Source organism: Chryseobacterium sp. FR048 (genome assembly GCF_056844665.1).
Window position 1 is genome coordinate 160,497 of sequence record NZ_JBXDSE010000009.1, and the last position, 21,322, is coordinate 181,818.

The 21,322-nt window shown below is 37.6% G+C and carries 23 protein-coding genes; 9 read left to right on the forward strand and 14 right to left on the reverse strand.

The genetic code is table 11. The annotated features are described in order from the left end of the window. Positions 1-508 precede the first annotated feature (508 nt). The 4 genes from AC106K_RS22960 to AC106K_RS22975 all read left to right on the forward strand — a co-directional run bounded on the left by AC106K_RS22960 (position 509) and on the right by AC106K_RS22975 (position 6,393). A complete protein-coding gene (locus AC106K_RS22960) occupies positions 509-1,696 on the forward strand; it encodes an FAD-dependent oxidoreductase (protein WP_482447818.1) in 1,188 nt (395 codons plus the stop codon). 14 nt (positions 1,697-1,710) lie between these two features. Continuing rightward, positions 1,711-3,474, forward strand: a complete 1,764-nt coding sequence (locus AC106K_RS22965; protein WP_482447819.1) for a flavin monoamine oxidase family protein — start codon at positions 1,711-1,713, stop codon at positions 3,472-3,474. 276 nt (positions 3,475-3,750) lie between these two features. Beyond that, positions 3,751-4,890: a vWA domain-containing protein gene (locus AC106K_RS22970; protein ID WP_482447820.1), complete on the forward strand. Its 1,140-nt coding sequence runs from the start codon at positions 3,751-3,753 to the stop codon at positions 4,888-4,890. A gap of 48 nt (positions 4,891-4,938) precedes the next feature. After that, on the forward strand, positions 4,939-6,393 hold the full coding sequence (locus tag AC106K_RS22975; RefSeq protein WP_482447821.1) for a sigma 54-interacting transcriptional regulator: 1,455 nt from the start codon (positions 4,939-4,941) through the stop codon (positions 6,391-6,393). A 227-nt stretch (positions 6,394-6,620) separates the two neighbouring features. Here AC106K_RS22975 and AC106K_RS22980 read toward each other — a convergent pair whose 3' ends face one another. The 6 genes from AC106K_RS22980 to AC106K_RS23005 form a co-directional block, all read right to left on the reverse strand. After that, the gene (locus tag AC106K_RS22980) at positions 6,621-7,163 is read right to left on the reverse strand and encodes a hypothetical protein (RefSeq protein ID WP_482447822.1); all 543 of its coding nucleotides are present in this window, start codon (positions 7,161-7,163) and stop codon (positions 6,621-6,623) included. 164 nt (positions 7,164-7,327) lie between these two features. Then, complete coding sequence (locus AC106K_RS22985) at positions 7,328-7,657, reverse strand: helix-turn-helix domain-containing protein (RefSeq protein ID WP_482447823.1); 330 nt, start codon at positions 7,655-7,657, stop codon at positions 7,328-7,330. A gap of 67 nt (positions 7,658-7,724) precedes the next feature. Then, positions 7,725-8,171 carry a transposase gene (locus tag AC106K_RS22990; protein ID WP_482447824.1) on the reverse strand — a complete coding sequence of 149 codons (447 nt, stop codon included), beginning with the start codon at positions 8,169-8,171 and terminating at the stop codon, positions 7,725-7,727. Between the two features lie 161 nt (positions 8,172-8,332). After that, the gene (locus AC106K_RS22995) at positions 8,333-8,854 is read right to left on the reverse strand and encodes a hypothetical protein (protein WP_482447825.1); all 522 of its coding nucleotides are present in this window, start codon (positions 8,852-8,854) and stop codon (positions 8,333-8,335) included. 12 nt (positions 8,855-8,866) lie between these two features. Next, on the reverse strand, positions 8,867-10,828 hold the full coding sequence (locus tag AC106K_RS23000; RefSeq protein WP_482447827.1) for a hypothetical protein: 1,962 nt from the start codon (positions 10,826-10,828) through the stop codon (positions 8,867-8,869). Between the two features lie 344 nt (positions 10,829-11,172). Beyond that, entirely contained in the window at positions 11,173-12,597 is a 1,425-nt protein-coding gene (locus tag AC106K_RS23005) for a tetratricopeptide repeat protein (RefSeq protein ID WP_482447829.1), read from the reverse strand. Between the two features lie 426 nt (positions 12,598-13,023). On the opposite strand from AC106K_RS23005, the gene AC106K_RS23010 reads away from it, so the two are divergent. Both AC106K_RS23010 and AC106K_RS23015 read left to right on the forward strand, forming a co-directional pair. Next, complete coding sequence (locus tag AC106K_RS23010; RefSeq protein ID WP_482447831.1) at positions 13,024-13,848, forward strand: AraC family transcriptional regulator; 825 nt, start codon at positions 13,024-13,026, stop codon at positions 13,846-13,848. Positions 13,849-13,916: 68 nt separating this feature from the next. Next, the gene (locus tag AC106K_RS23015) at positions 13,917-15,044 is read left to right on the forward strand and encodes an agmatine deiminase family protein (RefSeq protein WP_482447833.1); all 1,128 of its coding nucleotides are present in this window, start codon (positions 13,917-13,919) and stop codon (positions 15,042-15,044) included. 102 nt (positions 15,045-15,146) lie between these two features. Here the strand turns inward: AC106K_RS23015 and AC106K_RS23020 are convergent, their stop codons facing one another. Continuing rightward, positions 15,147-15,521 carry a VOC family protein gene (locus tag AC106K_RS23020; RefSeq protein ID WP_482447834.1) on the reverse strand — a complete coding sequence of 125 codons (375 nt, stop codon included), beginning with the start codon at positions 15,519-15,521 and terminating at the stop codon, positions 15,147-15,149. A gap of 270 nt (positions 15,522-15,791) precedes the next feature. Between AC106K_RS23020 and AC106K_RS23025 the strand changes: the two genes are divergently transcribed. Both AC106K_RS23025 and AC106K_RS23030 read left to right on the forward strand, forming a co-directional pair. After that, a complete protein-coding gene (locus AC106K_RS23025; protein WP_156173017.1) occupies positions 15,792-15,935 on the forward strand; it encodes a bacteriocin-like protein in 144 nt (47 codons plus the stop codon). A 24-nt stretch (positions 15,936-15,959) separates the two neighbouring features. Next, complete coding sequence (locus AC106K_RS23030) at positions 15,960-16,106, forward strand: bacteriocin-like protein (RefSeq protein WP_482447836.1); 147 nt, start codon at positions 15,960-15,962, stop codon at positions 16,104-16,106. 210 nt (positions 16,107-16,316) lie between these two features. Here AC106K_RS23030 and gwsS read toward each other — a convergent pair whose 3' ends face one another. The 5 genes from gwsS to AC106K_RS23055 form a co-directional block, all read right to left on the reverse strand. Further along, positions 16,317-17,408 carry a grasp-with-spasm system SPASM domain peptide maturase gene (gene gwsS, locus AC106K_RS23035; protein WP_482447838.1) on the reverse strand — a complete coding sequence of 364 codons (1,092 nt, stop codon included), beginning with the start codon at positions 17,406-17,408 and terminating at the stop codon, positions 16,317-16,319. 2 nt (positions 17,409-17,410) lie between these two features. Continuing rightward, positions 17,411-17,590 carry a hypothetical protein gene (locus tag AC106K_RS23040; protein ID WP_482447840.1) on the reverse strand — a complete coding sequence of 60 codons (180 nt, stop codon included), beginning with the start codon at positions 17,588-17,590 and terminating at the stop codon, positions 17,411-17,413. Beyond that, a complete protein-coding gene (locus AC106K_RS23045) occupies positions 17,581-18,498 on the reverse strand; it encodes an ATP-grasp domain-containing protein (protein ID WP_482447841.1) in 918 nt (305 codons plus the stop codon). Before AC106K_RS23045 ends, AC106K_RS23040 begins: the two co-directional genes overlap by 10 nt. A gap of 73 nt (positions 18,499-18,571) precedes the next feature. After that, on the reverse strand, positions 18,572-18,778 hold the full coding sequence (locus AC106K_RS23050) for a hypothetical protein (protein ID WP_482447843.1): 207 nt from the start codon (positions 18,776-18,778) through the stop codon (positions 18,572-18,574). Positions 18,779-18,870: 92 nt separating this feature from the next. Next, positions 18,871-19,137 (reverse strand): hypothetical protein, encoded by a 267-nt coding sequence (locus tag AC106K_RS23055; protein ID WP_482447844.1) that lies wholly within the window; start codon positions 19,135-19,137, stop codon positions 18,871-18,873. 323 nt (positions 19,138-19,460) lie between these two features. Between AC106K_RS23055 and AC106K_RS23060 the strand changes: the two genes are divergently transcribed. Beyond that, positions 19,461-20,300 (forward strand): helix-turn-helix domain-containing protein, encoded by an 840-nt coding sequence (locus AC106K_RS23060; RefSeq protein ID WP_482447845.1) that lies wholly within the window; start codon positions 19,461-19,463, stop codon positions 20,298-20,300. A 73-nt stretch (positions 20,301-20,373) separates the two neighbouring features. On the opposite strand, the gene AC106K_RS23065 is transcribed toward AC106K_RS23060, so the two are convergent. Next, positions 20,374-20,721 (reverse strand): helix-turn-helix domain-containing protein, encoded by a 348-nt coding sequence (locus tag AC106K_RS23065; RefSeq protein ID WP_482447846.1) that lies wholly within the window; start codon positions 20,719-20,721, stop codon positions 20,374-20,376. A gap of 144 nt (positions 20,722-20,865) precedes the next feature. Beyond that, entirely contained in the window at positions 20,866-21,309 is a 444-nt protein-coding gene (locus AC106K_RS23070; protein WP_482447847.1) for a transposase, read from the reverse strand. Positions 21,310-21,322 lie beyond the last annotated feature (13 nt).

Consider the following 21,322-nt stretch of genomic DNA (forward strand, 5'->3'; position numbering starts at 1 on the left):
ATACTGAATATACCACACAATTTACAAAGTTAAAGTAAATTTTCACTTCATAATAATAGTAAATATCGGGTAAAATCGGATAAATTCAATGTTATTTTATATTAAAATGCTTTTACCACTTCAAAATTCCATTCAGAATAACCATTTCTTCAGGTTTAGATGCAAAAAAAAGACGGAACAAAATAGTAAGAATATTCCTGGAATTATGATGAATGATAAATGATTATACTGATCAACTTATTACCATTATACCAGTAGGTATTTATACCCAAAGCAATAATTGGTTATTTACACTATACAATAGCTTCCTCCTTCTTTGTTACTTTGAAATGCTTATAAAACCCATCTGTTATTGAGTGGTCAATAATACTTACCTGTACCGGAAGTTTACTTTTTTATCAGAATCAGAAATCAGATGACAGATCAGTAATGACAGTACATCCTCAATGTGCCGGAGCTCAGCTTTCTGTATCTGCTTATCATTATAAAACTAAAAAACAAATAACCCATGATTACAGAAAACTACGACGTAATCGTCATTGGCGGGGGTGCAATAGGTCTGGCTACGGCCTACCATCTCGGCAAAAGGAAAGCAAAAACACTGGTTCTGGAGCAATTTACCTTTGTGAACCAACAGGGAAGCTCTGCAGGAGTATCCCGCCAGTTCCGAATTCCGTATCCTGACGAATATATGGTAAAAATGGCACTTGAGGCCCAACCCTACTGGGACGAACTGCAGAAGGAAACCGAAACGGAGCTTCTGGACAAAGTAAGTACGCTATGGTTCGGAGATCCGGAAGTACATTCTACCGAAGGAAATATTGCGGAAGCAGAGAAAGCCCTGAAAGCTTTGGGAGTTCCTTATTCTACTCTTACGGCAAAGGAAATAGAAGATCAGTATCATTTCAGAAATTTGCCCGATAATTATACCGGATTATTTCAGCCTGACGGAGCCAGCATCAACTTTAAAGCCACCATCGAAACCCTTCTGAATCTTTGCAGAAAAGAAGAAACCGTTCAACTGGAAGAAAATTCGCCTGTACTTCAGATTACCCCTAAGGATGAGCTATTTGAGGTCCTCACTCCTAACGGAATTTATATTGCTAAAAAGCTGACCATCATCCCGGGACCTTATATCAACAGTGTCATCAATCTTCTGGATTTTAAAATAGAAGCCACTTACTGGAATATGGCATCAGCGTATTTCAAAAAGACAGATCCGGATATACAATATCCTACCTGGTTTGTTTTCCAGAATTCTGTAGGCCAAAACGGCAATCAGTTTTATGGTTTTCCATCTGTAGACTGGGATCATCCGGAATACATCCGCGTTGCTCCTGATTTTGTCATTACTCCTCTTGAAGAACCGAACGACAGAACATTCATTCCCAATCCGGAGGAACTGAGTTATACTTCCGATTGGATAAAAAACCATATGACAGGCCTTGATTCTGAACCTGAATATACCTCAACATGTCTGATTGCGCTGAGCACAATCCCCAATAAAGAACTTCTGATTGATTTTGCTCCGAAATACGTTCCCAACCATAAAAACATTGTAGTATATGCCACAGGATGGGCAGCCAAATTCACTCCCTTTTTAGGAAAAATCATGTCTGATCTCGCGTTAGACGGGCATACGGATTTTGACATTTCACATTTCCAGCTTGGACGCAAATATTTCTTAGCCCTTTAATAAACCTTAAAACCATGAATAAAAACACCCACCTTGATCCGGGATCACATCCTGATCTGAAAACAGAAGTTGCTATTATAGGAGCCGGAACATCCGGATTATACACTGCTTACCGTCTGGTAACCGACAAAAAATATAAAGCCCACGAAGTACAGATCTTCGATATGAGCAATAAACTGGGCGGAAGACTGGAATCTGTCATTATGCCCGGCATGGACTTCTGGGGAGAACTTGGAGGTATGCGCTATCTGACTTCCCAGGAAATTGTAACGACATTAATAGAAGGCTATCCGTTAACGGAAACTGATCTGAGTAAACGAACTCCCGTCCTGAAAGACTCTATGACTCCTATTCCGTTCCCGATGGGTAATCCTGAAAAACTGCTCATGTACCTTCGCAAAGAACGTTTCAAACAAAGCGACTGGGAGCAGGCTCAGAAAGAAAACAGAAAACTGCCCACCCGATATTATCTGAATCATCACGATGAAGGGTTCAGCTCTGACCAGTTATTCAACAAGATCATTTATAATGTTCTGACGGCAGACCCATGGGTGGCTGAAAATTATAGTGATAAGATCATTGCGGGTCCTCATGTGTATGATTTTGCTTTTCAGCTGACCAGCAGAGATTGGGATGCCATAAAACCAAGATTGATATACAATTTCCCAGGTTCACCTTATGATCAGCGTAAAGTAAATGATATTGGGTTCTGGAACCTGATCAAAGACCAGGTATCTCAGGAAGGATATGAATTTCTGGCCAATGCCGGCGGATATTATTCTAATACAATCAACTGGAATTCTGCTGAGGCCTTCCCTTATATGGTAGGCGATTTTTCTGCCAATACAGTCTACAAGACCATTAAGGAAGGATACGACAGCATCGCTTATGCAGTAGCCAATGCCTATATGGAGCATGAAGGTGCCAAAATCTGGTCTGAAAACAAAATGCTTACTTTTACAAAAGACCATCCGCAATCCTCATCCTACCAATATGAACTGACTTTTCTGAATCTGCGCTCTAACACTCAATGGAAGGTCTACGCGAATAAACTGGTGCTGGCGATGCCAAGAAAGTCTCTGGAATTATTAGATCAGAACAACTTCTTTTTCAGCGCCCATGACAATGCAGAACTGAATACCAACATTCGTTCTATTATTATGGAACCAGCCTTCAAAATCCTCATGGGATTTGAACGCCCATGGTGGAAAGATCTTGATATTGATTCCGGGCATTCTATTACCGACCTGCCTATGAGACAATGTTATTATTTCGGTACTGACTCTCAAAACAACAACTCTATGCTGCTGGGAAGCTACGGAGATATGGAAACAGAGACCTTCTGGAAAGCACTTTCTGATGACAAAGTACTCTTTAAAGTAAGAGCTACCCGATCTGTTTCATTAGAGCAACTGCACGAACTGGATGATGTTCAGGCCACCCAATTTATGGTAAGTGAGCTTATGAACCAGCTCAAAGAGTTACATGGTGATAAAGTAGAGATTCCTGATCCTTATGTTACTTATTTTAAAGACTGGACCGATGATCCTTATGGTGCAGGATACCATGCATGGAAAGCCGGCTTTTCGGTAAAAGATGTGATGCCTTATATGAGAAAACCCCTGACTGATGAAGCCATTCATATTATCGGTGAAGCCTACTCTGATCAGCAAGGCTGGGTAGAAGGAGCTTTCTGTGAAGCTGAAAAAATGCTGCAGGAACATTTTGGACTGAGCCGTCCGTTCTGGCTAAACTCTGATTACTATATGGGATGGTAATCATTTAAAAAAATAACTCAATAATAGATAAAACCCTGGAGTAATCCGGGGTTTTCCTGTCTCAAACAGACAAATTATTCTTAATAACTAAGAATTAACATTATATTCCAATTTTCATATCACCACCATTAGTTTTTTCTATTTCTCACAGGAACTCCTGATCTGATATTTTACTAACTTGTCTCTTTAAAAAAGCAAAGCAAAGCTGTATACCTATCCATTATTTATCATATTCTATAATTACGGTAGATAACAGCAAAAAAGCTTCATTATCTTATGACAAATAAAGAATTTAATTCCCAGAAAGGCTTTATATTCAGCAAGCATATACCGGAAGATATATCAAATTTTGACCGGGTTTTTGATCTATTTAAAGATTTGCTTACCCATACCTCCGGGGATATTGAGGAAGCTTTCGAGTGGCTGGATATGCTCGATAAAGAATACAACATCTTTACTGATGAATATTCTTTGGAAGATTTTGAGGAAGACCTGAGAAAACGGGGCTATATCAGAAAAGAAGACTCCGAAGAAGGCAATTCCGGAAAAGGACAGGGCAAAAATATACTGACTCCAAAGCTGGAGGCCGCATTGAGAGAATATGCACTGGATCAGATTTTTGGAAAACTGAAAAAAAACGGTACGGGAAATCACCGTACTAACAAAACAGGAACAGGTGATGAACGGGATGGTGAAAACCGATCTTTTCAATATGGAGATGATCTGTCTGCAGTAAATATGACTGAAAGTCTAAAGAATGCCCAGGTGAATAACGGAATTTCTGATCTGCGTCTGACTGAAGAGGATCTCGTTGTGGAAGAAACCCGGCATAAGGCACAAATGAGCACCGTTCTGATGATTGATATAAGCCATTCTATGATCTTATATGGTGAAGACCGCATCACTCCGGCCAAAAAAGTGGCAATGGCACTGGTAGAGCTGATCAAACGAAAATACCCCAAAGATTCCATCGACATCATTGTGTTTGGAAATGAAGCATGGCCTATTAAAATCAAAGACCTTCCCTACTTAAAAGTCGGGCCTTATCACACCAATACCGTTGCCGGACTGGAACTGGCGATGGATATTCTGCGTAGAAAAAGGAATACCAATAAGCAGATCTTTATGATCACCGACGGGAAACCAAGCTGTATTCAGCTTCCATCGGGAGAATTCTATATGAACAGCTATGGTCTGGACGAAACCATCGTGAACCAATGCCTCAACAGAGCAGCACAGGCCAGAAAGCTTAAAATCCCTATTACCACCTTTATGATTGCCCAGGACCCCTATCTCCGTCAGTTTGTAGAAGCTTTTACCGCTCAGAATAAAGGAAAAGCTTTCTTAACAGGTTTATCCGGTTTGGGGCAAATGATTTTTGAAGATTACGAGAAGAACAGAATAAAGAGGATATAAAAACTTACAAGTAAAATTCCTTATCAGAAAATTATTATTTAAAAGAAAATGAAAAACGATATTACATTCAAGGAACTGAAAGATTCCGGATACACCCATACAACGATCAATGAAGAAATCAAGGCTAATTTAACCGCAAGGATCAAGGCTAAACAACCTGTATTTGAAGGACTCTGGGGCTATGAAGACACAGTAATTCCCCAGTTGAAAAAAGCCATTCTTGCCGGTCACCATATCAACCTTTTAGGCTTACGGGGCCAGGCCAAAACCAGGATTGCAAGAAGTATGGTAGACCTTCTTGATGAATATATGCCGATTGTAAAGGGATCTGAGATCAATGACAGTCCGTTTCACCCTATTTCAAAATTTGCCAAAGACCTTATTGAAGAATTGGGTGATGAAACTCCTATTTCATGGGTACATCGCTCTGAACGTTTCTTCGAAAAACTGGCTACTCCTGATGTAAATGTTGCAGATTTAATCGGCGATATAGACCCAATCAAAGCAGCAACCTTAAAACTCCCCTATTCTGACGAAAGGGTTTTACACTACGGAATGATTCCACGGGCCAACCGTTCTATCTTTGTACTGAATGAACTTCCGGATTTACAGGCCAGAATTCAGGTTTCTCTATTTAATATTCTGCAGGAAGGAGATGTTCAGATCCGTGGTTTCCAGTTGAGAATGCCACTGGATATTCAGTTTATTTTCACTGCCAATCCGGAAGATTATACCAACCGGGGAAGCATTGTAACGCCTCTGAAAGACAGGATCGGATCACAGATTTTCACACATTATCCTAAAACAATCGCCTTAGCCAGACAGATCACTGAGCAGGAAGCTATGATTTCCGCTGAAGATCATTCAAAGATTCTGATTCCGGATCTTGCCAAAGATCTTTTGGAAGAAGTCGCTTTTGCAGCCCGTGACAGTGAATATGTAGATGCTAAAAGTGGTGTAAGTGCCCGTCTGACCATCAGTGCTATGGAAAACCTGGTCGCAGCCGCAAAGTTACGACTTATTGAATCAGGAGTTGAGAGAACAACAGTCCGACTGCTTGATTTCATGTCTATTATCCCATCTATTACAGGGAAAATTGAACTTGTATACGAAGGTGAGCAGGAAGGTGCCGATTATGTGGCCAGACTATTGATTGATAAAGCGGTGATGAGACAGTTTGAAAACCTGTTCCCACGCATTCCCAAGCTTGAAAAAGAAGATATAAAAACACCTTACACCGATCTGATCAGATGGTTCAACAAAAATCACCTTGAACTCAACTATAATGATACGGATGAAGAATTCTATGCTAAACTCGATAAGATCACTCCTTTAACTACGGTAGTGGAAGAAAATACTTCAGAATTAAGCAAAGAAGATCAGAATTTCTGCAAAGAACTGGTGCTTTGGGCATTAACCATTAGCAGTAAAATTGATAAGTCTGAAAATCAATCGGTTTTCACGTTTGATTCTGCAGGAATTGGACAGTTTTTGCGAAACTGAAAAAAGTGATAAAGTATCCTTCGAAACTGTTTATTTAAAATATCAAGCGGCTGTGTGAAACGGTCGTTTTTTTTTTGCCACGAATGCACGAATTCTTTTTTTATTAGGGCATTCGTGGCAATTAAAATTTCCGAGGTATTGTACAGATTTCTCTCTATATACCTACAAAGTTAGCGCGAGAGATAAAATCTTTGCATTAGATTTTTTTCAGCAACTATTACAGTTTTTTAATTCGCTGCAGGATCAATAAGTTCTTTCGTAATGCTTACGAATTTCAGCAGGTTCTTGTTATCAAAAAGTAATGTTGCATAGCGCGTTCCTTTTTTAAAGGTCAATTTTGAACCACCTGAATATTCGCTGTCATCACCAAGCTTTTGAACTTTAGCTCCATGTTTACTGAATTTTGTTTTGCTTTCCTGAAGTGTCGTTTTATTCATCGCAAGACCAAATGGCAAACCTTCAACAATTAAAAACTTATTATCAGGAATGTCAAAGAATATTTCGTTGACTGTATTATTCTTTCCAAGATTGCTGTAAAGTTCCAGCCCGGACGGTGTAAGCCACTTCGCATATTTTTCCTCATTGGCATCTTCATAAAAAACAGTTTCTGCACGCAACACTTTTGAAATTTTATCAGTGGTCTGCGGAAAAATAAACTCGGAATCTTTATTGAGTAAGGAATTCAGGCCTGCTGATTTCTGCGAAAATGCGTTTATACTTATTAATTGAAAAACTAAGGTTAAGATCAGGGTGAATGATTTCATCTTCATAAGAATTGTTTAATATTAATAATTTGATGATCAAAGGTATTAAAATTAATAAAAATTGATAGGTGTTTTAAAAAGCTTCAACCTGTTTTATAAGCTAAATTTCCATTATAGATGGTTATTATAAGTAGTTCTGTATCCTTAACATTTTCATTCAAAATAAAAAACTATACTAAAAACTGTCTTCTCCATTTTGTAACCGTATTCCTACTTAGTTTATAGTGTAAAGCCAATTGTTTATTATTCAAACCATTTATTTTCTGAAAATCCAATATCTGAAGGATTGTTGATTTGTCATAAGCACGAAATCTTTGATTAATTGCCCCCGACTCAGGCTTTTTCTTTTGAAATAATAAAGTATTGACCTCAATAATATCCAACACCGAGAGGTTTTTCTTTTTCAGGATATGGGAACAAAGCTCTTTTTTGTCAGGAAACTTCTTTGCTACAATATCGCGATATATTTTACTGTAATCAGGTTTTATTGATTTATTCATTATAATTTAGAATTTAACAATTATCATTTATCAAAAGTAGGATTTGATGAGGGGTCGGGAGGTTATATCATTCATCCGTAATACTTGCTGCACCATATTTATTCATCCATTTATACAATGTTGTTTTGGGAATCCTGTATTCATCAACCACCTGTTGCCTGGTCTTTTCTTTGGTTATGATCTGTTCTATAATAAAATCAATCATTTCTTTTGTATAGACATTCTTCCGGAACTGAGAAACATTCACTTTTTGCTTTTTCATTTCTGATTTTCTGATTTTCGCAGAAGCCGGAGCGTAAAGAATAAGATGCTGACAGTAAATCCTAAAAAAATCAACCTCTAATAATTTGCACCACTTCAGTAATATATCCGTGGTGAGGTCAGTATCTGAGTACATCTTGGTGATTTCTTCTTCCGTGCACTTAAAGAAATTACAGATCCTTGCAGATTCCATTCCGCTTTCCATTACAGTGGTCCGGATGATATTTCCAATATGGATACTTTTATAATTCATCACAATGTTGTTTTTAGTTTTTTAAAAAAATTCTGACAGAAAGCTACCTCTGACAGAATTTATAATCGATATTCTATTTTGTTTTTTGGGACCTTGTCATCAATACAGTCCCAATCTGTTTCTTGTAATAATTGGTGTGTACAACCTTTTCACCAACTATATTATTTCCAGTAATTCCAATTGGCCCCATCAAATACAGCCAGCGATTTGCTGGTAAGGTCATAACACATCATACCGGGATAAGGGCTCTTTACAGTGGTGTGTGGATTGGTTATTTTAGGAAGAATCATCGCTTTGTCGTCGGATTCCAACACCAAAACACCTTTTGCGTTACTTATTTTTTTTCCAATAATAACACCTTGATTACTTCCGGACTCTGCACTTGTATTGGGAATAATCTGAGAAGAGCTTCCGGAATCACTCAGTACTACCCAGGTATTATTTTCGTACATTTTCACTTTTCTGTCGGTTTTATCAAACAGAAACGTTCCATTATTGTCAGCAGTAAGTACCGGTGGTGCATTCTCTACTGAAGAAAGAATAATTCCTTTAGAATTACCTGTTGTATTATCAAAATCCAATACTGTACTTGTTCCGTTGATATTTTCTTTGTTGATCGCAACCTGACCACTGGCATAAGATGCCAGTGAGCAGAATGCTGTTATGATGAATGTGTTTTTCATATTGATTTAATTTTAATTGTTACAGCTTCTTTGAATACAGTTCCATAGGGTACCGTTATATAGTTTCACACAAGCGGCATCGATGTCATAAATAAGCATTCCTTCTTTCGGATCTGCAATAACCGTCTGATTCTGAACTCTTGTTATCACCAATCCTTTTGTTTTCGATTCCAGGGTAATGAATCCGTTCGGGATACTTTCCGGCCATCCTGATTGCTTTTGCTGAACGGTAATACCAAATTTGGTAGGAACTCCCGCTGATGAAAAATCCCCAGGTTTGGTACATAAAAAGCTGAAGGATGTGCTTGCTGCCGATGTACAGCTTCCATTTTTGGCTGTTACTGTATAGCTGGTTCCTGCAATCATACCGGAAATTATACCTCCTACCCCCACACTCGGTCCCGCTGGAGAAAACACATACGTATAAGCAGAATTATAATTGCTTATCGTGGCTGTACCAGCTATAACGCTTACCACAGGAACAGCTGGTGTCGGAAGCATTGCCGCAATACTGAATGAAGCACTCGCTGTTGACGTACAACCGGCACTTTTTGCCGTTACGGTATAATTAGTTCCTGCTGTCATACCGGAGATAATCCCTCCTGCCCCTACACTTGGTCCTGAGGGTGAAAATGTATAGGTATAAGCAGAATTATAGTTACTTATGGTAGCTGTACCAGCTGCCGAGCAACTTGCCGGAGTTGTGCTCACCGTAGGAACCACTGGAGTCGGGAGCATTGCCGCAATACTGAATGAAGCACTTGAGGCTGATGTACAACTACTGTTTTTTGCCGTCACAGTATAGTTAGTTCCTGCTACCATCCCGGAGATTTTCCCTCCTGCCCCTACACTCGGTCCTGATGGTGAAAATGTATAGGTATAAGCAGAGTTATAGTTACTTATTGTAGCCGTTCCGGATGCCGAGCAACTTGCCGGAGTTGTGCTCACCGTAGGAACAACTGGAGTCGGAAGCATCGCTGCAATACTGAATGAAGCGCTCGCTGATGACGTACAACTGGCACTTTTTGCCGTTACGGTATAGTTAGTTCCTACTGTCATCCCGGAGATAATTCCTCCTGTGCTTACGCTCGGTCCTGATGGTGAAAATGTATAGGTATAAGCAGAATTATAGTTACTTATGGTAGCTGTTCCGGATGCTGAGCAACTTGCCGGAGTTGTGTTCACCGTAGGGGTAACTGGAGTCGGAAGCTTTGCCGCAATACTGAATGAAGTACTTGCTGCCGATACATCACCATTATAGACTGCTTTTACCGTATAATTGGTTCCTGCTGTCATCCCGGAGATAACCCCTCCCGCTCCTACACTGGGACCGGAAGGTGAAAACTGATAAGTAATGACACTGTTGTAATTGGTAATCGTTGCAGTTCCGGCAGCTGAGCAACTCGCTGCAGTCTGCTGTATCACAGGTACATCTACAATCTGATCTTTGAATACGATCTCACTTAATGACACTCTGTTGATTGGACTAATTCCATAACCACTCACAATTTTAAATTCTACCCTTGCTACATTAATGTATACTGCTGACAATGGAACATTAGAATATGCTGTTCCGCTTATCTGAGGCAATGTTAAAGTTTCAGTCCCTAGCAGTGCATTGCTATTATTGTAAAATTTGATTTCAACATCTTTAACCCATTCATCAAACCCCCAGGGGCCATAAAATGACATGGCGCTTATTTTGGAAGGACTGGCCATATTCAATTTTACTGTTATTGGATTTAGATCTTTGAGCCAATAACAATTGTATGCTCCCTGCCCACTACTAACATTTCCAGTTTTCCCTTCTCCATCACAAATGACAGCTAAGCTACCAACGGTAGGCGTTTTGTCAGCAGACACATAATTGGCAGGTCTTCCTACATAATGAGTTCCTGTAATCTGGGCTAGAAGTATGGAAGAAAGCAGTAAAAAAAATAAATTAATACACTGTTTTAAATGACTGTTTTTCATCTTTTAAATTATTATGTTTTTATATCATTAGAAAAGAACCGGGTTCAAAAGGTTCTTTGTTTTTCTGAAATAATCATCGTGAATTTTTACAGGTACAAATAGAATAAATTTCTTTAAAAAAAGGAGAAAACAGCCCCCCTCATTAGGCCCTCTATTTTTAAAACAACTTAACAATCAATACATTACAAACTAGCCAAAACCCGATAATTTCTGAACTCAAAGGGATAAGAAAATTAGACTTATCTTATTTCATCTATAAAAAAGTATCATTCATTAGAGTATGATAAAAAAAAAAGAACCTTTTGAAGGCTCTTTATAGGGTATGACGAAAAACTCAAACACGATCAGACTTTATCTATATACTTTCTGATCTGGATCATCAGATCTTCTTCCGGATTCAGGCCCAGTCTTTTTCTAAGATTATACCTGTTGTTTTCAATTGTTTTATTAGCTTTAAAAGTATATTCTGCAATTTCTTTGGTAGAAAACCCAAGGTATATATAAGCACAGAAAGTGAGCTCAGAAACTTTTAAATTAGAATTTACGTCCAGCATTTTTGTACAGAAATCAGGATAGATCTCCTGAAAACGTCCCCAGAAATGAGGAGAATTATCTTTCACCATATCACTGAGCTCGGAAAAGGATTCGGTGACTTTTTGTTCTAGTTTTTCAATTTTGCCCTCTTGCTTCTTTATTTCAGACTCTTTTTCAGAAAGCCTTCTTTTTTGCTCTCCGATGATCTTTGCTTTTCTTCTTCTTATTTTTTTAGAGCGGATGATCACAACCATCAAAAGCAGAATAAAAACAGAGATTAACAATATGATAATCATTGCTCCATTTTTTTCCAACTCGGTTTTCTCCTGTTGCTTTTTGATTAACATTCTGTCCAGTTCTTTCTGAACAATCTTTCTATCATCTTCCATATCTTCTTTATGCCTCCCCTCAGCCCTTTGCAGGTAATAAATTTCCTGCTTATGATCACCCAACATTTTATAGGCTGCCGCTATTTTAGAATCTACGAATGCAGAGTATTGACCAAACTTTTCCTTATTTTCAATACATTTTTCATAGAAAGTAACTGCATTTTTATAGTCATGAGTCTGGAAATAATAATCCCCAAAGGCTTCATAGAAAGGTGCCAGATATTGATATTTTTCAAGAAGTGCCAGCTCATACCCTTTCTGAATGGATGAATATGCCAAAGAAGGATTTTTTTCCTGTAAAAAGATCCAGCTTTTATGGAAATAAATAAAAGGTCTGTTTCTATACATTTTCTTAGCAGAAAGATACTCGTTCAGGGGAATTTTTTCAGAAATCATTATAGATTTATCCGCATATAAATGAGCCATTTTATAATCTTTGCGCTCAGTATAATAATCGGCAATTCCTGAATATACATTGGCAATTATAAGTTGTGATTCCAGATCATCCCTTGATTCCAAAAGATTGAGTGCCTCATTATAATTCTGATAAGACTGCTCAAATAAAGACATTCTGCTATAATAAACAGCCTGTAGATTCAGAAAGGCAGCTTTTAATACCTTATTTTTCTGGAGTGCCTTTTCCTGAAGCCCTTTTTCGAGGTATTCGGCACCCTCATCAAAGTTTCTGAAAAAAACTAAAGAACGTGTCATATAATAATAGGACATTGCTTTTCTTTCAGAATCTTTTTCCTCCCCTGCTGCTTTGAGTGCTTTCTCAGAAAATTGACGCATTTTCCCAAAATCCACATACATATAATCATCTGATAAGCTGAGCCATTGATACATTTCGCTGGCCCTGTTCAAATCCTGACAGGAAAAGAAATGACAACTTTGTATAAAAAATATAAAGAGGAATATAATCTGTTTACGGGTAACTGCTGATTTACAAAAAGAGAAAACAAGCCTGGAATGAGCAATCATGAAGTATTAGAATAAGTAATAAGGAAATAATTAAAATATAAGGAAGTACAAAAGTAGAATAAATAGATTGATATTTTCAACCATAAAACAGCATATAATTGCTTTTTTAAATAGATTTTTATCTATAGACTTATAAAAATCCAGGCAAAAAATAGTTTCTATGGTAATAATCCGGTTTTTGATACTATATACTATGGAGATCAACTGAACAGACTTCTATGTGGGTCTATTCTGTTTAAATATTGTTGGGACCTTTTTTATTTCTTTTATTTGTAATTTATTTAACAGCCTATGGAAGATCAAATGAACTGCATCTATAGAGTGATCCATTTTATGGAAAAAAATTATGATCAGCAAGTCTCTGTAAAGGATCTGGAAGAGATTTCCCATTATTCTTACAGGAACATCCAGCGCATCTTTAAATACAGTTGTGGAGAAACCATAGGAGCTTTCCAGCAAAGACTGAGGGTTGAAAATGCCTATAAACGAATCCTTTATACTCAGGAAAACCTTACTTCTATTGCCATTGAAGTAGGTTTTGCCAATATCGCCTCTTTTTCCAAAGCCTTCAAACAGCATTTCGGGATTTCTCCCAAGGCAGCAAGGCTGAATAAGGAGCAGCTTCTTTGCGGAGATGAGCTCATTCCGATAACATCTGACGTATTGCTGGAACCTGAAATTGTGTACCTTAAGCCGGTTCAGGTATATTATCAGAGTGTCAGCACCTATTACAACAATGAAGAAATTGAATGGCTATGGGAAAGGTTTATGCAAAATGAATTTCCTGCTTCCGGTACGGAATATTTTGGAGTTATAGCAGACGAACCGCTGATCAAAACCGAAATCAATTGCCGTTATGACGCATGTGCCACTTTACAGGCTCAAAACAAAAAATTACCCTCAAAAACTATTTTAGGAGGCAAATATGCCCGGTTTCCTCATATCGGCAGCTATGAAACCATAGACGATACTTATACCAAAATTTATTCACGCTGGATCTTTAATTCGGGGCTTGAGTTTTCCCATACTCCGATTATCGAGAAATACGAAAGGCATGCAGCTGACCCAAATGATCAGGAGGAACAGCTAACCTATATTTTGTTGCCTCTGAAATAGATTGTCAATTTTGGACAAGTCTGACCATGTTGATCGATTTAATTTTGCCCTATCAAAAAAGATCAATCATGCAAAGAAAAAAAATCATGCTCCTGTTACTACCTTTTATTGTATTGTCCTGCAGTACGCAAGACGAAACAACAGATCAACCTACGAGTAAACCAGATCCCAGTACTATTGTCTATAAAATGCCGGAAGAATCTGCTCCGCATGAAGGAACCTGGCTTCAGTGGCCTCACGAATATCAATATGGCATTACCTACCGCAAAAGACTGGATCCTACCTGGGTAGCCATGACCAAAGAACTGGTACAAAGTGAAAAGGTTCACATCATTGCTTATGACAGCACGGAAAAAGAAAGAATCATCTCGTTGTTGAATAATGCCGGAGTTTCGCTCAGCAATATCGATTTTAAACTTTATCCTACGGATGACTTTTGGGTAAGAGATAACGGACCTATCTATGTAAAGGATAAAAACGGAAAGCTGTTTATCCAGGACTGGGGTTTTAACGGCTGGGGCAATAAAGCTCAATACAACAACTGTAATGCTGTTCCTTCTAAAATTGCTGCAGACACTAATGTTCCGAAAGTAGATCTTAATTCAGTAATGATCAACGAAGGAGGAAGTGTGGAAATTGATGGCAATGGCGTATTGATGGCGTGTAAAAGTTCTATTCTTAATACGAACAGAAATCCGGGAATGACACAGCAGCAGGCAGAAGCTATATTTACCAAAAATCTGGGAATCACCAAATTTATCTGGCTGGAAGGTAAAGCCGGACTTGACATTACCGATATGCACATTGACGGGTTTGCAAGATTTGCCAATGCCTCCACCATTGTCACGATGAACACAGGTGATCTGACCTACTGGCAGGTTCCCGGCAGTGACATCAGTAAGCTTTACAGCGCTACAGATAAAAACGGTGCAGCTTACCAGTTTGTAAAAATTCCTTTGACCCAAAATGAAGTGATCACCACTTATGGGAAGAATGTAGGCCGTGCCTCATACATCAATTATTATATCGCCAACAACCGGGTACTGGTTCCTAATTATAACGACCCGAATGATGCTGTTGCCAATCAGATTATTCAAAAGCTGTATCCTGGCAAACAGGTGGTGGGAATCGATTGCCGGAACTTATTTGCCAATGGCGGAATGGTACACTGTGTCACACAACAGCAACCCAGATAAAACCTTTTATTATTCTTTAAAAAAACCTGCCTATACCAGCAGGTTTTTCTTTTTTAGCAAGATAACATCCGAGAGATACAGATTCCCTGAATCGCAATGATATTATTTATGCTTTCCTTTCTGTACATTAAAAACCGTGCCTGCCGGGTCTGTAATCCAATGCATTCCTTCAGGAAGTTCTTCAATTTCATCACAAGTCTCTACTCCATTCGATCTCAGATATTCTGTAGCCTCCTCTACATCAGGAACGGTAAGCTGAAACCAGGTTTCAGAATGGGTATAGTTGTCCACACAGTCCAACCATATCACATTGTGCCCGAATTTTACTTCATGGGTTCTGGAAACAGTAGGATTGGTGATCGGTTTTTCTTCAATAGCCAGCTTCAGAATATCTCTGTAAAAAGCTACTGTCTTTTCATATTTATTTTTGGGAATTTTGATGGCTATATTGATGCCTGCTTCAAATTTTGTATTCATATTATGTGATGTTAATTGAGTCTGTTTTATGATCCGGTTTTAAGTTATTAAACCATTCGGATCGCTAAAATTACCAAGTCATTACGAAATCCAACTTGTCACAGGGCAAGATTTCACCCGGATACAATCAATTCCCTGATGACTTTTCTCCAATATAAGCCAGCACCCTCTCAAACACAGAAAATTCATCTAAAAATAAATATTTTCAAGAATAATTTACTTCAATTAATAAAATTTGATTAATTTCGAATACAATCAAACTTAAATATTATGAAAAATTTAAAAAGAATCGAAAGACAAGAATTAAAATCTATCAAAGGGGGAATTAACTGTCCCGGAGGTCAAATATGCTTAATCGGCGGAAAATGGCAGTGTATGCCATATGACGGATGTGGCGGTGGAAACCAACCTTAAACTCTAACTTTAAACTACCTGACTATGAAAAACTGTAAAAAAATTTCGAGAGATCAATTAAAAAGTATTAACGGCGGAGCAGCCACCTGCTCTGAAGAATGCTGCCCACCACCGGGAGTAAAAAGATGCCCATGGGTATTTTGTTTTGCACCATGCCCGGTTCTTAGCTAGAAATTTCACTGAATTAATTAAAATTAATCAGATATTGTATCTTGTAATGGATCACTAGACATACAAAAAGCCTTAAGATCAATGATTTTAAGGCTTTTCTATGGAATATGGGTAAATGCAGTCTGTACTTTTGGAATATTGAAAATGCTTTATTAATACTGCTGCTTTTCCAACTCTCTGGAACTATCTTTCTCTTTTCATGATTAGGGCTCAGTTCCACTGATCTTTTGTTATCAACTGCTGCATATTGTAATGCTCAATTGCTTTTTGCTTTAGCGGATGGGTACTCCATTCTTCCCACTCACAGGTAGAAGGATCATATCCGCATTTAAGAGGAGCAGAATAAATGTTTCCAGGATCATCCAGATAAGCCCTGCAATCTGTACAGACATGGCGAAATTCACAGTCTTTACATTTTATAATCCGGTCTTTACCGATCTCCCAGTATTTTTTAAAACCAGGTTTGCCCAGTGCTTCCCTAAGCGCAGTATCTTTTATGTTGCCATAATTTTCTTTCATACTGGGACAGTTTTTAATGTTACCTTCTGTATCAATACTTATCTTACGGTGAAGACAGGAATTGTACTGCAAAGATTCAGTAAAAGTTTCGGTATAGGAGATGAATTTTGATTCACTGATCTTGCCACAGCATTTTTCATCTGTTATCATTCTTTTGGAAAGCAGTATTGGAATCTGGAATTTAGGGGATAAATATTCTCCGGAATGCTCACAGCTATGCACTGTCAGAGCCGTAATCCGAACATTATGATCACAGAATAATCCAAGATTTTCTTCCGTTAATTCTTCATGATCCATCATGATGAAGTGTACTGAATTAATCACTGAGTCTTTCAGACAATCTGCAATCTTCTGGTAATATTCTAATCTGAAAGGAGAATAGCTTCTGATTTCAATATTCTGACACCCCAGATCTTCCAAAGCATCAAATACCTCTTCGAATCTGATTTTTGTATTGAAATTAAGATCAATGATGCAGGTATTTATTTCAGACGGTGTATGCCATTGTAAATTTAACGCAGGAAACCATTCCGAAAATTCAGTATAAAAGATTATTTCTTCTTTTTCAAGAAATTCAAAATATTCGTCAATGACCTCATCAAAATCGTTGTTGAAATGATTTTTGACCTGCTGAACCGACTGCCCCTGAAATGTTGAAAGAATTTCTAACAGAGAATTAGGGATCAGGTGAATTTTATTTCGTTGTAAATCGCATACCGTGCTTCTTTGAAGACCTTTCACCGGAATACAGTTTGCAAACATCTTAAATGGAATATTCTGCATTTTTAAATTTTAGAAATAGGTTTATAAGGCGGGTATACACTACAGTAGTAACTCTTGTACTTTTTGATCTTCGCATATCTGTTGATCAATACGGTTTCTGTTCTTTTCATCGGTTTAAAATACCTGAACGTTAAAGGCAGGAAAACCATAGATTCTTCTTTTATAATATCTTTTATCTGCATAAAAATTCTGCTATTTCTTTTTCAATGTAATAGTTACCTGCTTCTGAAAGAAATCCGTACTGGCCATATGGGTTGACTTCTAAAAAGTAAAATTTCTGATCTTTTGAAAAGATAAAATCAACAGAGCCATAGGTTAATCCTGTTTTTTTCATGAGAGCAGTTATTTTGGATTCTAAGTCCAGCGGAATCGTAAAAGGGATTTTACGTTGGGGAATCTGTGAATCTACCTGTCTTCCATCAATCTGAGATTTGGTATTGGATTGAGAAAAGATGGCAATTGAATAGAATTTTTCGTTAAAGTAAAAGACTCTTACCTCAAACTCTTTTTCTATCAACTTCTGAACAAAAGTGGGATAAAATCGTTCTTCGAAATGTTCCATATCTTCTGAAGTAATTTCTTCCGTCTTCTGACCGTTAATGAGTACTTCTCCGGTGATGATACTGATCCCGTCTCCTAATGATTTACAAATCATGCGGCCCCATTCTTTCTTTGCCTCTATCAACATAGACCTGGTACTGACCAGTTTAAAATCAGGGATAAGAAAACCTATCCTTTCAGCTTCTTTCAGTATTCCGAGCTTATTTATTTTTTCGGAATAAGGCATCAGTCCAAATACTTTTGCCTCCGGTATGCCGGAAAACAGGTAGCTGAACATGATTTCCGCATCATCATTAAGATAATTTTCTATCTGATACTGAAGCAGCTGATCTTCGGTCTCTATCTTATTCCGGAGCAATCCCATGCCATTGAAATACGCACCTTTGATTTCGTTCTGTTCAATATGGTTTTGCAGAGGATAGATGTCATTGACAGAATTGATTCTGAAAATGCATTCCCCCATTGACTGTATCCATCTGATCATATCTATGGTGGTATCATCGGTTTGCCTGGTAAAAATTAAGATCATATTCTATTCTGTGAGAGGTCATTCAGTGAAAAAATAAATCGTCTTTCACTTTGGGAATGAAAGACGATATAGGTTAGCAAGCTGCTACTGAAGAGTAATAATAACCTTCTCCATAGTAGCACATTACCCCATCCACCAAAGCGTCTGAGGTCCATGATCTGTATCTTGTCACGGTCCATGCCCCATTCTGATTAGATTGAGTAACAGGTATTCCTGCCTGCTGATTGCCGCCTGGTGTTCCTGCTCCTCCTTTAAACAGAACCATTTGGTCATTTTTCATTACTTTAAATTTTTTTGATTTTAAACTTTCAAATTCCATAATAATATTGTTTTTAGTGGTATTATATTTTTTTACAGGTTCCTAGAGAAAAATCAATTGACCCAGCCATAACCTTCTCCCCAATAGCATTTTACTCCATTAGCAGAAATACTGTCTGAACTCCATACTCTGATTTTAGTCATCGTTACATGGTTATAATTAACGCTACTACCGCCATTTCCAGTCTCACAAGGGACATTGATGTTATACTGTCCTATCACCTCGCTTCCCCCCGGTGTATCTCCGCCTCCTTTTACCAGGAGCATCTGATCAGCTGTGATCGTTTTAAATTTTTCTGATTGTAAGCTTTCTAGTTTCATTTTAATTTGGATTTAGTTTTTACTTCTGTCTTTCCGCCCATGAAGCAGTTGTTCAGCGTACAGCGTTTTACTCAGGTTGTAACTGCATCTTCCTGTTCCCTTTGCTGTAAATACAATTGAGGGTATATAATAAGTATCATGATCATCAGTTCAGGTATTTTTATCAAATAGCTGAAGTAAAAGTAAAAAGGCTATTGAATGAAAAAATAGTATAAAGGCGACGAGTTTAATTGGAAATAAACATAAGATTATTCATCACTCATTGAAAAAAACAATCATGTTGTGATTAAATAAATAATACTTTTATCAATAAAACAAAATTTATGGGGCCTCTTACATTTTTGCCTATCAGAGGCGAGCTGAAACCTTTCATACAGTCTATAGTAATTTTGGATGCCGATTTTACTTCATTATCAATGAATTCAGAATACCATTACCCCTGGATGGCCAAGGCAAGTATATTTTTCACCATCAATGACGAGCCTGTATTGATGAAATATAACCAGGAATATATCCCTATCCCACTCTGTTATGTTGTAGGGCCAAGACTGGTGAATGATACCATCAATTTTGGAAAGAAAAGACGAACTGTGGGAATCACCTTCAAGGCAGGAGCCTTCCAGCGGCTTATGGGAATACCGGTGCATTTACTGACCAACGAAAGCTTTGACGCCCATCAGGTTTTTGGAAAAGAAACTGAAATCATAGAACAAAGGCTGAAAGAAGCCGGAAATAATTTTGAAATTCAGCACATTATAGAAAACTTTCTTTTAAAAAGAATTTTCGCGGTACACAGCTTTTCGTTATTTGATTATGCTATTGAGCAATGCGTCAACAGTAAGGGCAATATTCCTATAGAGAAACTCGCTTCAATAGCCTGTATCAGTATAAGACAGTTTGAAAGAAAATGCAGAGAAAGTCTGGGAATTCCGCCTAAACTTTTTTCAAGATTAACCCGGTTTTCAATGGCTTATGTGCTTAAGGAAAAAAATCCGAAACTCAATTGGGGCAATATTGCCAACGAATCCGGATATTTTGATCAGATGCACCTTATTCATGATTTTAAAGCATTCTCCGGATACAGTCCAAGCCATCTCAATCAGCTGGAAAACCAAAATCTTAAAATACTCTCCATTCTTGAAGAGAGTTCAGTAACTCATTGATGTAGTCCAAACATATGGGTCAATGCACTCCAATAACAAAGTGATTAAATTTCAACATCTCAGACTTTACCCTTTAGGATAGATTAGAATTGTTGCAGGTATTGATATACTTCTTCCATTTGGTTAAAGTATTTTTACTTAGTTGAAAATGAGCGGCAAGCTCACTATTGCTCAAGCTGTTCCTGGCCTGATAATCCAGAATTTCAAGAATCGTATCAGAATTGTATGCCCTATATTGCTGATTAACACCAAAGGAATTCTTCTCATTCTCAAAAATCAGGTTATTGAGCTTAATTATATCCAAATAGGAAAGCGCCCTTTTCTTTAATATTCTTTTGCACACCTGTTTTTTATGTGGAAATTTTACTTCTAAAATATCCTCAAAGATTTTTCTGTAATCAGGTCCTTCTGTGTTTTTCATGATATAGTTTCTCAATAATATAGGCCATTATAGAATGTGCTCTTTCAGGAAGAGATTGGCATTATCAGCTATAAAATGGCACTAAAATTCTTTGTTGTTTATTTCGGGTTATCTTTAGAAGTTTACAATCCCTTTAAGAAAAGTTTATAAGGGTTTTTCAGGTGCATATTTTTTTATCCATTTGTACAGGGTAGTTTTCGGGATGCGGTATTCTGTCATTATTTCACTTTTGCTTTTCGCCCCTGTTAAAAACATTTCCAAAATGAAATCTACAATATCTTTTGAATAAATGCTCTTTCGGAATTTAGGAAGCGCCGTATCCTGATCTTTAAAAAAGTTATAGGATTTGCTCGGTAAAGGTGAATAAAAAATTAAATGCTGTGAATATAGTCTGAAGAAATCATACTGAAGCAATTTGCTCCATTTCAATAATAGATTGCTATCCAGACTGCTGCAATTCATCATTTCTACTATTTCTTTTTCAGAACACTTCAAAAACTTACAGATTCTTACATTATCAATTTTCAATTCTAAAACCCGGATACGAATGAGCTCACCAATATGGATATTTTTATAATTATTGTTCATGTTTATATTGTCT